The organism is Wolbachia endosymbiont (group B) of Ennomos erosarius (genome assembly GCF_964026905.1).
Taxonomy (GTDB): domain Bacteria; phylum Pseudomonadota; class Alphaproteobacteria; order Rickettsiales; family Anaplasmataceae; genus Wolbachia.
The window spans coordinates 979401-995231 of sequence record NZ_OZ034708.1; the positions used below are offsets into that span (position 1 = coordinate 979401).

Here is a 15831-nt window from a genome sequence, read left to right on the forward strand (position 1 = left end):
ATATCATGCACAGTGGCTCTCAGCATTTGTTTGATATTATAATTTTACTTTCTGCTGCTGTGTTTATAGTCATAGCGTTTTGGAAAATGAATATTAGTCCAGTGCTTGGTTACTTCGTTGCAGGTGCAATTATTGGTTCTCATGGATTTAATCTGATACACTCAGCTGAAGCAATGGATAATCTTGCAGAATTTGGTGTAGTTTTTCTATTATTCATTATAGGCCTTGAATTGACATTTGAACGCCTGATCGCTATGCGTATTCATGTATTTGGGTTCGGTTCTCTTCAAGTTATAGTTACCATGGTAGCAATATGGTGCATCGCTCTTGCTTTCGGAGTGAATACGAATATAGCGACAGTTATTGGTGGTGGGCTTGCGCTATCCTCAACAGCAATAGTGTTGCAGGTTCTGCAAGAAAAAGGTTCTCAAGCAAGTCAGGTTGGTAGGTTGTCGATAGCAGTGCTATTAATGCAAGATTTTGCAGTGGTACCATTAATAGTATTGGTACCTTTACTTGCTGGCAATTCTGAGCACAGCCTGATAAGCTCATTGGCAGGCTCATTAGTGCAAGCAGCTATTGCATTAGTGCTGATATTTATAACTGGTAGATTATTGCTTAGACCTTTATTTTCGGTTATTGCTAAAATGGAAAGTAATGAGATCTTTATATCAACAACGCTTTTAATAGTATTAGGATCAGCATTTATTACTGAGCAATTTCATTTATCGTTGGCATTAGGTGCATTTGTCGCTGGATTGTTAGTTGCAGAAACAGAATATAGACACTCAGTGGAGCACGCAGTATTACCATTTAAAGATTTGTTTCTTGGCTTATTTTTCATGACTGTTGGTATGTCCATCAATACCGAACTTTTACTCAATAAGTTACCACTAATTACTTTATTATCGATTATCCTTATCGTTTTAAAAACATCTATCATATATATATTGTGTAGATTTTTTGGGTTTAAGAGTGCACCTGCTATACAAGCTGGGTTACTACTTTCACAAGGCGGTGAATTTGCGTTTATTTTATTTCGCTTAGCAAATGAACTAAATGTGCTACCAAGTGAAATCGCTCAAGTACTTATGATGGTAACTACAGTAACCATGGCTTTCACTCCTCTTTTATCGGGGCTTGGAGATTGGATAGCAAACTCATTTAGCACTGAGAAAACAATATTAGATGATGAAGCTGTTGAAACAGATACACAAGATCTTTATAACCATGTGATAGTTGCTGGATTTGGTAGAGTGGGATATATGGTAACAAAAATGCTTACGGCAGAGCATTTAAGTTACGTTGTTGTAGATATTCAATCGAAAATAGTCAAAGAAGGAAAAAGTGATAGTTTTCCTATATATCTTGGAGATGTTACAAGATGTGAAATTTTAAAATCGGTAGGAATAGAAAGAGCTCAAGCTCTCGTGGTTTCAATAAAGAATGAAGTTACTATAAAAAAAGTTGTTTCTTTAGTTGCTGCAAATTTTCCGCATGTAAATATTGTAATACGCTTACCAGATCTGAGTAATGTGGAGGTTTATAGAGATCTAGGAGCTAGTAAAATTATTCCTGAAACATCTGAGATAGGATTGCAGCTAGGTGGAGCTGCACTGAGCCTCAGTGGTATTAGCGAAAGTGGAGTTACGTCTTTAAAAAGTAGATTCAGAAAAGGCAATTACAGTATGTTAAAAGACCTTGGTAGTGATAAAGATGAATAACTACTTTTCTAATTTTATGTACAGAAAGCTTCAAGCTTTATTGAGGTTTTGCCTATAGTAAATTACGCACATAATCAACCAAGTTAAGGAAAGTGCAAACCAAGTGATTGCATATTCCAAATGCTTCATTGGCTGTATAGCTACTTTGCTGCCAAAATTGTTCGGCCACAATACACACTTCTCTAGCTTAATACCTAACTCATTGGAAATTTCCTCTGTACTCAGGGTAAACCATGTATTCGAAGCAGTATCGTTTTTGATGAACCAATTTTTGCTTTTATTGCTATCGCAATATAAAGTTCCATCTGCAACTACTTTTTCAATTTTTACTTTTTTCTCCTTTTTTTCTCTGACTATTCCTTTATTCACCAACATGTAACGTCCAGTGGTGAGCAACATAGGAGACAGCACGTGATAGCCGTGTTGCCCTGCAAAAACATATAGTTCTATGTCACTTAGAATCCCATCGATCTTGACATGCCTATAGTTAAATTTTTCAAGGTCGTTATTGGGCAATAGATGAACAACTGGAAGACTCATACTTTTAATAATATTATTCTTCCAGTTCAATCTGAATACTTGCCATAATCCTAATAAAAAAAGAAGCAAGCAAGGTATAATTAAAATAAATACTGTTTTTTTTAACACTCTATATTTGTGTTCTTAAATAGTTTTCAACACCCATTAGTTCAATAAGGTCAATCTGTTTCTCAATCCAATGGAAGTGCTCTTCTTCATTTTTTAACATCTCTTCTAATAACATTACACTAACAAAATCTTTTTCTTTCTCAGCGATAGAAATCGTTTCTTTGATATCCTTAATACCTTTTCCCTCTAATTTCAAATTAGCTTCTAAGATTTTCCGTATTGTGTCTTTTGTAAACTTTCCATCATGCTTTGATATTTCGTTTGTATCCTGAAAATTTGGAACTCCTTTGAATAACAAAATTCTTTCTGCCAACTTGTTTGCATGTTCAAGTTCTTCGTTAAGCTCATTTTTTACCTTTTCTGCAAGTCTATTAATTCCATTGTTTTTGAGAACCGCAAAATGCAAAAGATACTGACGTACAGAAGTCAGCTCATTGGTCAATAATTTGTTCAAATGTTTTACTATCTCTTCATTCATAATCTTCCCTTAGTTCAATTTATCAGCATAATTTATATGATAATGATGATTATAGCAACTCATTTAATAGTTCCTTTGATAACAACCGTATTAAATAGCATGTCGTGGTATGTCTGTTTCTTTTTAGAAAAACAAGCAACTAGATACCAGCAGAGAGTGAGCAGCACTATCATTACTTTCAATGCACTCAAGACATTCACTAATACCTCCTGATCTTGCAAAAATTCAGTAAGGACAACTACTACACTGTTTAACAAAGGAAGAAAAAACTGGGAAGTGCTCCTGTCAAACGCTAAATTCAAGTCTATTTTAGAATTATCTAAATTGATAGTACATATATTCATTAACTGTTGACCTGGAGTTGCTTGGGCCTTTGAAGATATAAAATATGTGAAGTAACTACAATTTACACACATGTATGATAGATGTAAGATCAACGAAGAATCCTCTAATAGCAGTATAATTAATAAAGTTGGAATTAATAAAATTGCTACATCTATTAAATATGCGCAAAAGCGCCTTTTTATACTGGCAATCTCTGTCATTACCTATCTTCTAAATACTTTATTATAAAATCTGTAAGCTTATCAAAATGTTGAAAACATAACAAATCTTTGTAACCGCTTATTGATTGACCGTATATAATGGGTAAACAATTGGCATTTTGTGCACACAGAACATCTGTGATGCTATCACCAACGAAAAACACATTTTCTCTATTTATAGACAACGTACTCTCTTCTAGTGCAAATAGCAGTGGAATTGCAGATGGTTTATCTTCTGCAGTATCGCATGACCCAACTACTCTTTCAAAGTAAGAATCTAGTTTAAAATAGGTAACTTCTTCACGTAAATTAGTATTTTTCTTATTACTTACTATTGCTAGATAAATATTGTAGCTTTTCAGTGTCTGCAACATTTCCTCTACTCCTTGATTCAGAGCAATGTTTTGCAATAGTGCATCATCTAAATATTGTTGATATATCTGATTTGCTTTTTTCCACTGATCGCCAAATAAATTGACCATATAGCTCTTTCTCGACTCATGGGAATTTCTATCAGCAGCTTTATTACTATACCCCATTGAGTTTATGGTATGTTTAATAGCATTAAAAATGTTATCTTGAGTGTCAACTAAGGTATTATCCCAATCGAATACTACTGCTAACGGGCTGTTTTTCATTTCTATATTGTTATATATTTTAAGTTAATAAGTAAATAGCATTTTAATAAAAAAAATATAAAGAGGACGCTCTTGATAAACACTCTTTACCACAAGTTATGTTAACTGTTTTTTATATAATTAGCTAATATACTGGTTATATGATATATTTTAATAGGTAATAGGTATGGCTCAGACATCTAAAGAAAGTGTTGAAAAAAAGTTTAAAGATGTTTTTGAACGTTCTCCAGGTGCTTTTCCAGAAGGTACCTCATTAGAAGAGAAGGTTAATTATATCGCAAAAGGAACAGAGGCTCTAAAAGCTGTGAACAGTAAGGAGCTTGAGAACAAAATGAAAAACGTTGCAGAATTGAATCAGAAATTTGAAAGTCAAAAAGGACGTGCAAATGAAAAAGTACGTCAAGATTTTGAAAGAATTGCTGAGCTTGACCAACAATATAAAGGGAAGGGCATCTTCACAAGTGAAAAAGTTGCAGAATTAAAAAATGACAAAAAATTTCAAGAAGCAGCTAACACTCTTAACGCGAATTCTGGATTAAGGAAGGAAGAAAGTATAGGAAATAGAAGGCTTTTTGGATTTGATGGAATAGGAAATGAGAGTAGAAAAGATATGAACCAAAAAATTAACAGGGGATCTATGGCGAGTGTGTTCAATTTCTAGTCTATTTTTTAGGTAACCAAAAACAGTCTCAATGATAGACCTTTTTCTCAGTAAAATCTTCTCATTTAGCGAAATCAATGCATTTTTCATACCTTTTTTCACCTTGGTAACAAGTTTCAAACCTCGGTCAAACAGCTTCTGAAAAAGCTCTTTTGCAATATAACCTTTGTCACCAAACAAAAGGCCGGTTAATTTTTCCGTCAGATTTGGCACAGGTATCCTATCATCAACATTGCCTTTTGTTAGCGTAAGTGAATGAATTTCACCATTTTCATTGATTACCATATGTAATTTGAAACCAAAAAACCAGCCGTAAGTACTCTTGCTTAATTTTGCAATTCCAGCAAAAACTTTGTTTTGGATATTCTTTTTGCATGACAAACTGCAATGGGAGTTGTGTCTATATATGAAATTCCAGTGTTTTCTGACTGTCCACAAAGCCAATGCAACAACATTGCTAAATGCCACAAAACCCTAGGCTTTAGAGCAACAAACCTGGTATATGAAGGCAACTTTGGAAACTCTGATTTGTAGAGCAACGTTAGGTAATGTAGATAGAAAGTTTTGAAATTTTTACACGGAGATTGTTGATATAGCAGGATTATTGTCATGATTTCGGAGTGCTCAATTTCCGTTGTTCTTGTGGGTTTTTTACCATTTGGCAGTAGTTTACCTGCAAAATTTTTCTCTATATCTCTGCAAAAATCATCGACCAAACAAAACAGTTTGTTATATCTTCCATGGTTAACCTCATCTGTTTTTTTATAACTGCTGAGTTTACCCTGTTTTCTTGCCTTTTCTATTCTCCTTTAATCCAGAATTCGCGTCTCTAGATCCCGCTAACAAGTAGCGGGATGACGGTTGTCGTTTAGCCACAAACATTAAGAAATTTACCAAATAAAAAAAAGGCAAAAGAAGCCCCGATTAATATCTATTTTAGAACATTGGCGTTTTTTAAGTCTTAAACACTGCAATTTAGCTGCTTTTAAATGCAACTCACCTTAGTTTGAATGTTTAAGAAATTTACTAAGCAGAAAAAAAGGCAAAAGATATCCCGTATTAGCTAGTTGTCACTCTCTAATCCTGCAAATTGGCGTGCTATACTGTCTTAAACGCTTTATAAGCGCGTTTCAGCTTATATAGGTAAAAACCCAGATAGTTGTGAAGACGTAGGGTGCGCATAGTGCAAAAAATTAAAAATAAGACGCCAATTACGTAATACTGTTGTCGTTTAATCTGCACAGATTGAAGATAAATGAATACCTTCAGTACCATGATAAGGGGGCTGGCGAAGGGTGTCAAGCAAGTTTTTCTTTCCCGTGAATTCCTTTTGAAGTCGAGTATTGAAAATTGACTGGAGAGTTGTGGATTACTTTGTATATGTCATAACAAGCCATGGCACTCTCAGCAAAACCACTTAATATTAACTTTAGTTTGCCTGAATAAGTAGCTATATCTCCGATTGCATATATCCTATCTCTACTGGTTTTTAAGGTAGTCGGATCAACAACTATGCGGCTATGTTCTAACTCTATACCCCAATTGTTTATTGGACCAAGATTCATTGACAATCCAAAAAATGGCAGCAAAAAATCAGCGGATATTTCTTTTTCTTCCTTAGAGGCAATGTTTTTTACTATCACTGCGCTCAACTGCCCATTACCTCCTGCTAGTTCGTGTAATTGATATGGCACTACCAGTTCTATCTTTCCATCACTTTCAAGTGATTCTAATTTATTTCTAGTTTCAGGAGTGCAGCGAAATTCCTTTCTCCTATGTATCACATAAATTTTCTTTGCAACTTTAGAAAGTTCTACGGTCCAATCAGCCGCAGAATCACCCCCCCCTGCAATGACTATAGTTTTGTCCTGAAAATCAGAAATTCTATTTACACTATAAAATACAGATTTATTTTCATATTCTAATATACCACTTAAGGGTGGACGGTTAGGTTCAAACATTCCGTTACCTGCAGCAATGATAACGGCTTTGCATTTTATCTCTGTACCTATGTTCGTTATGATAGTAAAGTTTTCACCTTCGTTATTTGAAATCTTTTCCACTTTTTGACTTAAATGGTAAACAGGCTCAAACGGTGAAGCTTGCTCCATTAGTCGCTCAATTAATTTTTGAGCAGTAATTACAGGATAACCAGGTATATCGTATATTGGCTTTTCTGGGTAAAGAGCTGTGCATTGTCCTCCTGCTTGATCCAAAACATCTATTATATGACATTTCATATCAAGCATTCCCGCTTGAAAAGCAGTGAATATTCCAACAGGTCCTGCACCTATTATTACTATATCGGTTTCCATATTCAGATGGTGATCTATTTATAGATATTAGCTTTCTTCGCTAACAAGGTCAATTTACAAAGGGATGTATTTTTAAAAGATGTGGCTCTCTTAGATAAGATTTCCAGCATTACGAGCCACATAGTCCAAATAAGCTCTAAAAATTAGCTAACATAGCGGGATGCTAAGTGCGGACGGAATGGGATTCGAACCCATGGTACGCTCATCACGTACGTCAGTTTTCAAGACTGGTGCCTTAAACCGCTCGGCCATCCGTCCATTTCTTTTCTATCACAACATTTGATTTTAAGCAATCTATAAAAGCTTTACTTGCCCACGCAAAAGTTGCTAAATATACTGTCCAATATTTCCTCAACATCAATAATTCCAATCACCGCACCAAGTTCAAATGCAGCAAGCCTCAAATCTTCAGATATTAATTCAATTGGATTATCGATATTAAAACGTTGTAAATGTTCCAGTGCTTTCTGCATGTGACTCCTATGTCTTTGCCGAGTAATCACAGGAGTGTCTCTATCATGCCCAAATTTTTCCTCTGCCTTCTCTTTTATGAGAGAGATCAACTTGTTTGTACCTATTCCCTTTAGAATAGAAATGGGTAAAAGATCTATGCCATTAATTTTTATATTGTGATTATTGATAACATCGTCAGCTTTGCTCAGAACATGAATGGTGTCATTTTGGTCTGATGTCATGCAAGTAGCTAACACTGGAATCCAGCTTATCTCATCATGAACATTGTTTTCAGCACATGTTTCTAGAATCCATTGTCTATTGCATAATTTGCAAGTATTTTTATATCTGGATCCCAGTGTCACGCACTGGGATGACACCGTTTGTTGATTACAATATTTGCATAGTTGTGTGTCAACGACAGATGGTATATTGCCTTTGGCTTGATAATTGACATCGTGTCGTTGTTCAAAAGGAAATAGTTCTATTCTTAAATCAGCTTCAAAAGCCCTCTTTTTCGCTCGACTTATACCTTCTGATTCTATTGGATCTGAACTCTCACGAATTCCAGCAGTATCAGAGAGAATGATTGGGTATCCGCCAATGTCAATATGAGCTTCAAGTATATCTCTTGTTGTGCCTGCATATTCAGAAACAATAGCAATATCACGCTTGGCTAAGAAATTAAACAGAGTTGATTTACCGACATTTGGTTCACCAGTTATTACAATATGTAAACCCTCACGCAACCTTTCGCCCCGTCTATTATCATTTAAATGCTCTTGTATCAACTGCACGAGAGATTGCACTTCATTATTAATTTTTTCCAATTCACTTTTTTCTGCCCAAATGTCCTCTGGAAAGTCTATATATGCTTCGATTTTGGATTGTATCGTTATTAATCTTTGCCTCCAATTGCTGTATAGTCTCTCCAATTCTCCTGATATCTGCTTAATCGCTTGTTTAGCTTGCATTTTCGTCTCAGCATCAATTAAGTCTGCAATCCCTTCTATTTGCGTTAAGTCAAATTTACCATTTAGAAAAGCCCTAAGTGAGAATTCTCCTGGTCTGGCCATAACAAAAATTTTCGATAATTCCTCCAAGATGATTTTTATGACTGCCTTGCTTCCATGCACTTGTAACTCTATAACGTCCTCGCCAGTGAAACTGTTTGGAGCAGGGAAATAGATGATTATTCCATTATCTATCAATTGATTGGAATCATCATATAGATCAACTAAAGTAGCAAATCTTGGTTTAATTTCTTTCTTAATATGAAAATGATTTAAAGCTTTAAGCGCGTAGTTGCCTGAAATTCTAATTACTGCAACTCCTGACTTACCAAATACGGTCGATAAAGCGAAAATAGTTTCATTTGTGTTTGTCATTATTTATATAAACTACTTAGCAATATTACACTTAAGAAACCAAAATACCTAATTTGAAAATATTCAAAATTTTTATCTATCTTGCTAGTTTATATTTATGCAGTACTATCATACTAGTGAATGTATTATATAGAAAAGCTGTAAAAGTCACCCAGGTGAAAATATTTATTTTGAAAACTGATAATATGATTTATAATGACTGACACAAGTTTTAAATATTTTATGCTCAAGAAATTAGCTTGGTATTGGTCTTTTGTAGAGTTAATTAAAGGGTTTGCTATTACATTGAAATATATGTTCAAACCAAAGGTTACGTTGAGATATCCTATGGAGAAGGGTCCTCTAAGTCCAAGGTTTCGTGGTGAGCATGCGTTGCGTAGGTATTCAAACGGTGAAGAACGATGCATAGCTTGTAAATTATGCGAAGTTATCTGCCCTGCTCAAGCAATAGTGATTGAAGCAGAGGAAAGAGAAGACGGTAGTCGCCGTACCACGCGCTATGATATTGATATGACAAAATGCATATACTGCGGACTTTGCCAAGAGGCATGTCCAGTTGATGCAATTGTGGAGGGTCCTAACTTTGAATTTGCTACTGAAACAAGAGAGGAGCTAATGTACAATAAAGAAAAGTTATTGCATAATGGTGAAGTTTGGGAAGACGCAATTGCACTCAGGTTAAAAAAGAATAGACCTTGTTATTAACTAGGTATGTCAACAATTAAAATTTCTTACAGCAAGTATGTAATAGATCTCTTGTACAACTGTGATTTAAGTCAAAGACTAATAGCCTACCTTTTGGCAGCACATGATGCTGGAATCTGGAAAAAAGGACCAGTGTCAAGCACACAATTGTGCGAACGTTTTAACCTGAATGTGCAGCAAATGGTGTCATCCAAGTAGCTGACACTGGGATGGCTTTGTTGCATAGCACCTTGTATTGGATAGATCAGGAAAAACTTATGTAGCCATTTCAAACTTAGGCACGCCTATTTCGATAAATTTATTCAGCAAATAACACTTGAGTAGCAGTTCCTTCCCACGATTAATTTCAGATTTGTTCCGAAAATTAAACCCGAATGTTTGTTTCAGTCGCGAGAAAAAACTTTCTACATAAGATCTTTTTCCGTAGTTTGTTTGCCTTTTCCACCTCTTCATTCCATCTTCGCTGTATGACTTTATTAGTCTAATTGCAGCATTTCTCTCTGCCATACTTTGGATGCTCTGCTGCATCGTTTTTTGGAGGAATTTTTGTCTTTATGCCGCATTCAGCATACAATTTATAGAGTTTATGTCTGTCATATGCTCTGTCTGCATATAGTGCTTTTATGGCATGAACTTCTTTAAGCAAATCGCAAGCTCCATAGTGATCAGACCGTTACTGTATTTTGCAGCTATGGCTTTTTTGCTGTTTATATTCAACATTACGTGTAGTTTCTTTACTTGTTCATAGCTGCGATACTTTCTATTTTCGCTATTTTCCTTGCTGTGTCCAGGTTATAAATGCTGATGCTTGTGCTATCTATGGCAATTTCGATATCTTCCATATTATTTTTATCAACTCTGCAATCATTGATCTTAATATTAAGTTTCTTTTGATGCTTGTGAATAGCTGCAAATTTTTTCCTATTTGTTCAATGTATCCCTCTAAAAATCCCACTCAAACCTATTCTGAATAGATGGGTTGTTATATGTATCAAAATCACCACTTTATCACTATAAATATAGTTGCCGCCCTGCATTTTTGGCCCAATTTCATACCAATTTTCGATAGCTTCATCGATGTAACGAAAAATATTTCCCCTTTTTTCAAGGAATTTGTTATATTCGTTTTGGTTACTGACTTTCATTTTCTGTGGCATATTTTTTCTTCAAAGGTTAAATGGCTATTTTATAATGAATTTTGTCAGTAGCCACCAGATTTTTTCAGTTGCTATGCAACAAAGCCCACTGGGATCCAGCTTCTGTATCAAAAACGTTTGTTTTAGCATAAAACAGCTACCTTTAGTCATCAGCTCAGTATGCTTACTTATAATCAAAATTCCTCGATTCCAGTGGGCTTTGTTGCATCGCTACCTATGAACGCGAATTCTGGATTAAAGGAGAATAGAAAAGGCAAGAAAACAGGGTAAACTCAGCAGTTATAAAAAAACAGATGAGGTTAACCATGGAAGATATAACAAACTGTTTTGTTTGGTCGATGATTTTTGCAGAGATATAGAGAAAAATTTTGCAGGTAAACTACTGCCAAATGGTAAAAAACCCACAAGAACAACGGAAATTGAGCACTCCGAAATCATGACAATAATCCTGCTATATCAACAATCTCCGTGTAAAAATTTCAAAACTTTCTATCTACATTACCTAACGTTGCTCTACAAATCAGAGTTTCCAAAGTTGCCTTCATATACCAGGTTTGTTGCTCTAAAGCCTAGGGTTTTGTGGCATTTAGCAATGTTGTTGCATTGGCTTTGTGGACAGTCAGAAAACACTGGAATTTCATATATAGACACAACTCCCATTGCAGTTTGTCATGCAAAAAGAATATCCAAAAACAAAGTTTTTGCTGGAATTGCAAAATTAAGCAAGAGTACTTACGGCTGGTTTTTTGGTTTCAAATTACATATGGTAATCAATGAAAATGGTGAAATTCATTCACTTACGCTAACAAAAGGCAATGTTGATGATAGGATACCTGTGCCAAATCTGACGGAAAAATTAACCGGCCTTTTGTTTGGTGACAAAGGTTATATTGCAAAAGAGCTTTTTCAGAAGCTGTTTGACCGAGGTTTGAAACTTGTTACCAAGGTGAAAAAAGGTATGAAAAATGCATTGATTTCGCTAAATGAGAAGATTTTACTGAGAAAAAGGTCTATCATTGAGACTGTTTTTGGTTACCTAAAAAATAGACTAGAAATTGAACACACTCGCCATAGATCCCCTGTTAATTTTTTGGTTCATATCTTTTCTACTCTCATTTCCTATTCCATCAAATCCAAAAAGCCTTCTATTTCCTATACTTTCTTCCTTCCTTAATCCAGAATTCGCGTTCAAACTACAATATTTGTGCAGCGTGGATAGGATAGTAGCTATAGAAGCTTTAATGATACAAGAAAAAAATAAACAGCTATTATTTTTTTAGTAATTAAGTAAAATAGAGTGAAAGATTGCGAGGAAGTTTTGAAAAATAAGATAAAAAAAATAGTAATTTCAGGAAAGGAAGTGTGGCCAATCATCGAGGGCGGCAAAGGCATTGCAATCAGTGATGGAAGATCAAGCGGAGCATTTGCTGCAGCAGATGCTGTGGGTACGTTTTCTGGTGCAAATGCTAAGCTTATTGATGATAATGGCGAGTTAGTGCCATTAATTTACAAAGGCAAAACAAGAAATGAAAAACACAGTGAATTGATAGAGTATAGTATTGAAGCTGGGATTAGTCAGGCAAGAATAGCAAATGAAATATCAAAAGGCCGTGGAAGAGTACATATGAATGTGCTTTGGGAGATGGGGGCAGCAGAACGCGTGCTTCATGGCATATTGGAAAGAGCAAAAGGCTTAGTTCATGGTATTACCTGCGGTGCTGGTATGCCTTATAGGCTTGGAGAAATTGCAGCTAAATATCAGGTTTATTATTACCCTATTATCTCATCGGTACGCGCTTTTAAAGCATTATGGAAACGTGCTTACCAAAAAATATCTTCTTATTGGCTAGGTGGAGTAGTTTATGAGGATCCATGGCTTGCTGGTGGTCACAATGGACTGAGTAACAGTGAAGACCCAGAGCTACCACAGGCTCCATTTGAAAGAGTTGCAGAGCTTAGATCTTTCATGAACGAGATCGGTCTTTCAGAAACACCAATTGTTATGGCAGGAGGAGTGTGGCATTTGAAAGATTGGGAACATTGGTTTGACAATCTGCAAATTGGACCAATAGCTTTTCAGTTTGGCACTCGTCCACTTTTGACGAAAGAAAGCCCAATTTCTGCAGAGTGGAAAAAGAAGCTACTCACTTTAGAAGAAGGTGACGTATTTTTAAATAAATTCAGTCCAACAGGATTTTACTCATCTGCAGTAGAAAATAACTTCATACGTGAGTTGCAGGAACGGAATTCACGTCAAATAAAGTTTTCAGAAAATGCCAGCAAGGAATTCAATAGTGAATTTGCAATGGGTAGCAGAGGTAGGAAGATTTACCTTACTGCAAAAGACAAAGAACTGGCAAATACATGGACTAAAGAAGGGTACACAGAAGCAATGAAAACCCCAGATTCAACTGTTATTTTTGTGACGCCAGACAAATTTGCAGAGATAAGACAAGATCAAATCAATTGCATGGGATGTTTGAGCCATTGCCTGTTTAGCAATTGGAAAGATCATGGCGACCATTCAACAGGGAAAAAACCAGATCCACGGAGTTTTTGTATACAAAAGACACTGCAAAACATTATACATGACAGCGATATTGAAAATGAACTCATGTTTTCCGGACATAATGTATATAAATTCAAGCAAGATCCGTTTTATGAGAATGGCTATGTACCGACAGTAAAAGAACTGGTAAAAAGGATATTGACTGGGTATTGAGTCAGCAGTGGCCTGAAAAGTCCATTTTTCACTTTATAAAATGTTTATATTTTACCACCTACTGACCTTACCCAGAAGGTATGAATTAGGTATTGCTTGGTTGGAAGCAAGAGAAGATAATCACTTCTCAGAGTGGATAGGTGGCAGGTTGGCACTTTTTCTGAGTGTTCTTGTATAAAGTATATGAAAGAAGACCTCGTTACTCAGATTCTGCCACCGGTTAGGCTCACAAAATGTGATGACCTCGCATAGGAGTTTGGACCAACCAGTACTCTGATATATTGAAATGTGCAATTGGAGGAAAAATATGCGTCACATAGGCATTATACCAATAGTTTTACTGTTTGTTACTTGCAAGAAGGAAAACCGGAGTATATTCAAACGTTTCGCTTAAAAGACTTAAATAATTTTATCAGAAATCTTCAAGAAACAGATGAAATAGCTAACAGGCAATAGCTGTTTTTTTTATGACGCAGTGTCACCTTATGTTAAGAACGCGAATTCTGGATTAAGGAAGGAAGAAAGTATAGGAAATAGAAGGCTTTTTGGATTTGATGGAATAGGAAATGAGAGTAGAAAAGATATGAACCAAAAAATTAACAGGGGATCTATGGCGAGTGTGTTCAATTTCTAGTCTATTTTTTAGGTAACCAAAAACAGTCTCAATGATAGACCTTTTTCTCAGTAAAATCTTCTCATTTAGCGAAATCAATGCATTTTTCATACCTTTTTTCACCTTGGTAACAAGTTTCAAACCTCGGTCAAACAGCTTCTGAAAAAGCTCTTTTGCAATATAACCTTTGTCACCAAACAAAAGGCCGGTTAATTTTTCCGTCAGATTTGGCACAGGTATCCTATCATCAACATTGCCTTTTGTTAGCGTAAGTGAATGAATTTCACCATTTTCATTGATTACCATATGTAATTTGAAACCAAAAAACCAGCCGTAAGTACTCTTGCTTAATTTTGCAATTCCAGCAAAAACTTTGTTTTTGGATATTCTTTTTGCATGACAAACTGCAATGGGAGTTGTGTCTATATATGAAATTCCAGTGTTTTCTGACTGTCCACAAAGCCAATGCAACAACATTGCTAAATGCCACAAAACCCTAGGCTTTAGAGCAACAAACCTGGTATATGAAGGCAACTTTGGAAACTCTGATTTGTAGAGCAACGTTAGGTAATGTAGATAGAAAGTTTTGAAATTTTTACACGGAGATTGTTGATATAGCAGGATTATTGTCATGATTTCGGAGTGCTCAATTTCCGTTGTTCTTGTGGGTTTTTTACCATTTGGCAGTAGTTTACCTGCAAAATTTTTCTCTATATCTCTGCAAAAATCATCGACCAAACAAAACAGTTTGTTATATCTTCCATGGTTAACCTCATCTGTTTTTTTATAACTGCTGAGTTTACCCTGTTTTCTTGCCTTTTCTATTCTCCTTTAATCCAGAATTCGCGTCATAGGAGTTATTATAAAGGTATTCTTATTTACTCTGATGTTAAATTGTGAAAATCCTTCAGAAAAGGAAAATGCTACATCCTTAGATTCAAGTGCGTGATTGCATGCAGAAAAAAGGGTATGTGCTATAACATTGCTGGGCACCTTCATTCCATGTTTACTCAGGTGGTTCAATACATTTTCAACCTCATGATATGTAAAGTCTGTATCTTTTAGCAATTCAACAACTTCTATGCCGTTGTGCTGCTTGTACTCTATTCTCACTTCTTCTGTAAAAAGTGTTTTAGCTGCTATATGTTTATCAAGCACTGTGAAAATCTTGATGAAATTCTCTAAATCTTGTTTGTTAACTAATTCGATACTAATTAAGTTTCTGCTAATAATTGAAATATTTTTTGTCATTTTTTCCCACTAAAAAAACTCACTAAATGAATTGTATTTTTAATTCATTAAGAATTGTTTAAAGTGAGCATACTAGCTTTTCACTCGTGCATTACATGACAATGAAAGCGAGATAAAAATTATATAAAATCATCGCGTAGTACAACGCCTTCTTCATATTCGTCATTGCTACTTGTGTAGGTTGTGACATCAATGTGATTGTCATTATTATTTAGCATATCATCCAACTTTCCTTCTTTTTCAAGATCCATCAATTTGTCACACCCCCCAATGTGCTTATCGTTGATAAAAATCTGTGGAACTGTTCTAACGTTATACTTTGATTTTATGTCGTTAAATAGATCTGAGTTTTTGAGCACATCGATTTCTTCATATTTCACACCTTTTTTATCCAGCAACTCTTTTGCTTTTTTGCAGAATGGGCAGTGCTGCTTTACATATATTATAACTTTTCCTTTAGTATTTTTCACAATTTATCTCCGTAGCTTACTAAAATATAGTTATTATATATAAGAAACATGTAAAAACATCAA

At 35.2% G+C, this 15831-nt stretch carries 15 protein-coding genes, 1 tRNA gene and 3 pseudogenes; 6 read left to right on the top strand and 13 right to left on the bottom strand.

The annotated features are described in order from the left end of the window. Positions 1-5 precede the first annotated feature (5 nt). On the top strand, positions 6-1724 hold the full coding sequence (locus tag AAGD95_RS05150; RefSeq protein ID WP_341818373.1) for a monovalent cation:proton antiporter-2 (CPA2) family protein: 1719 nt from the start codon (positions 6-8) through the stop codon (positions 1722-1724). A gap of 30 nt (positions 1725-1754) precedes the next feature. On the opposite strand, the gene AAGD95_RS05155 is transcribed toward AAGD95_RS05150, so the two are convergent. The 8 genes and pseudogenes from AAGD95_RS05155 to mnmE all read right to left on the bottom strand — a co-directional run bounded on the left by AAGD95_RS05155 (position 1755) and on the right by mnmE (position 8850). Next, entirely contained in the window at positions 1755-2372 is a 618-nt protein-coding gene (locus AAGD95_RS05155) for an SURF1 family protein (RefSeq protein ID WP_253309892.1), read from the bottom strand. Position 2373: 1 nt separating this feature from the next. Continuing rightward, positions 2374-2850, bottom strand: coding sequence for a bacterioferritin (bfr, locus tag AAGD95_RS05160; RefSeq protein ID WP_155969303.1), 477 nt, complete (start codon positions 2848-2850; stop codon positions 2374-2376). A gap of 59 nt (positions 2851-2909) precedes the next feature. Next, positions 2910-3395 carry an RDD family protein gene (locus tag AAGD95_RS05165; RefSeq protein WP_341818374.1) on the bottom strand — a complete coding sequence of 162 codons (486 nt, stop codon included), beginning with the start codon at positions 3393-3395 and terminating at the stop codon, positions 2910-2912. Then, on the bottom strand, positions 3395-4033 hold the full coding sequence (locus AAGD95_RS05170) for an HAD-IA family hydrolase (RefSeq protein WP_341818375.1): 639 nt from the start codon (positions 4031-4033) through the stop codon (positions 3395-3397). Before AAGD95_RS05170 ends, AAGD95_RS05165 begins: the two co-directional genes overlap by 1 nt. Positions 4034-4568: 535 nt before the next feature. Next, positions 4569-5419, bottom strand: a pseudogene (locus AAGD95_RS05175) (IS982 family transposase). A 573-nt stretch (positions 5420-5992) separates the two neighbouring features. Beyond that, positions 5993-7009: an NAD(P)/FAD-dependent oxidoreductase gene (locus AAGD95_RS05180; RefSeq protein WP_341818376.1), complete on the bottom strand. Its 1017-nt coding sequence runs from the start codon at positions 7007-7009 to the stop codon at positions 5993-5995. A 170-nt stretch (positions 7010-7179) separates the two neighbouring features. Beyond that, a tRNA-Ser gene (locus tag AAGD95_RS05185) sits at positions 7180-7267 on the bottom strand. A gap of 47 nt (positions 7268-7314) precedes the next feature. Further along, the gene (gene mnmE / locus AAGD95_RS05190; RefSeq protein ID WP_341818377.1) at positions 7315-8850 is read right to left on the bottom strand and encodes a tRNA uridine-5-carboxymethylaminomethyl(34) synthesis GTPase MnmE; all 1536 of its coding nucleotides are present in this window, start codon (positions 8848-8850) and stop codon (positions 7315-7317) included. Positions 8851-9072: 222 nt separating this feature from the next. Between mnmE and nuoI the strand changes: the two genes are divergently transcribed. Beyond that, positions 9073-9555: an NADH-quinone oxidoreductase subunit NuoI gene (nuoI, locus tag AAGD95_RS05195; RefSeq protein ID WP_265035700.1), complete on the top strand. Its 483-nt coding sequence runs from the start codon at positions 9073-9075 to the stop codon at positions 9553-9555. A 255-nt stretch (positions 9556-9810) separates the two neighbouring features. On the opposite strand, the gene AAGD95_RS05200 is transcribed toward nuoI, so the two are convergent. Both AAGD95_RS05200 and AAGD95_RS05205 read right to left on the bottom strand, forming a co-directional pair. Beyond that, entirely contained in the window at positions 9811-10083 is a 273-nt protein-coding gene (locus AAGD95_RS05200; RefSeq protein WP_341818378.1) for a hypothetical protein, read from the bottom strand. A gap of 401 nt (positions 10084-10484) precedes the next feature. Continuing rightward, positions 10485-10712 carry a transposase gene (locus tag AAGD95_RS05205; protein ID WP_265026095.1) on the bottom strand — a complete coding sequence of 76 codons (228 nt, stop codon included), beginning with the start codon at positions 10710-10712 and terminating at the stop codon, positions 10485-10487. A gap of 322 nt (positions 10713-11034) precedes the next feature. On the opposite strand from AAGD95_RS05205, the gene AAGD95_RS05210 reads away from it, so the two are divergent. From AAGD95_RS05210 to AAGD95_RS05220, 3 genes and pseudogenes are all read left to right on the top strand, one after another. After that, a complete protein-coding gene (locus tag AAGD95_RS05210; RefSeq protein ID WP_410542088.1) occupies positions 11035-11886 on the top strand; it encodes an IS982 family transposase in 852 nt (283 codons plus the stop codon). Positions 11887-12030: 144 nt separating this feature from the next. Further along, positions 12031-13434: an NAD(P)H-dependent flavin oxidoreductase gene (locus AAGD95_RS05215; RefSeq protein WP_341818380.1), complete on the top strand. Its 1404-nt coding sequence runs from the start codon at positions 12031-12033 to the stop codon at positions 13432-13434. A gap of 294 nt (positions 13435-13728) precedes the next feature. Then, positions 13729-13927, top strand: a pseudogene (locus AAGD95_RS05220) (hypothetical protein); the annotation flags it as partial. A gap of 15 nt (positions 13928-13942) precedes the next feature. Here the strand turns inward: AAGD95_RS05220 and AAGD95_RS05225 are convergent. Further along, entirely contained in the window at positions 13943-14794 is an 852-nt protein-coding gene (locus tag AAGD95_RS05225; protein ID WP_410542088.1) for an IS982 family transposase, read from the bottom strand. A 15-nt stretch (positions 14795-14809) separates the two neighbouring features. On the opposite strand from AAGD95_RS05225, the gene AAGD95_RS05230 reads away from it, so the two are divergent. Further along, positions 14810-14947 (top strand): hypothetical protein, encoded by a 138-nt coding sequence (locus tag AAGD95_RS05230; RefSeq protein WP_341818381.1) that lies wholly within the window; start codon positions 14810-14812, stop codon positions 14945-14947. Here AAGD95_RS05230 and AAGD95_RS05235 read toward each other — a convergent pair. Together AAGD95_RS05235 and grxC are read right to left on the bottom strand one after the other, a co-directional pair. After that, positions 14894-15298, bottom strand: a pseudogene (locus tag AAGD95_RS05235) (hypothetical protein); the annotation flags it as partial. The gene AAGD95_RS05230 and the pseudogene AAGD95_RS05235 sit on opposite strands and share 54 nt — an antisense overlap. Before the next feature lie 119 nt (positions 15299-15417). Further along, the gene (grxC, locus tag AAGD95_RS05240) at positions 15418-15768 is read right to left on the bottom strand and encodes a glutaredoxin 3 (protein WP_265026213.1); all 351 of its coding nucleotides are present in this window, start codon (positions 15766-15768) and stop codon (positions 15418-15420) included. Between the last annotated feature and the right edge of the window lie 63 nt (positions 15769-15831).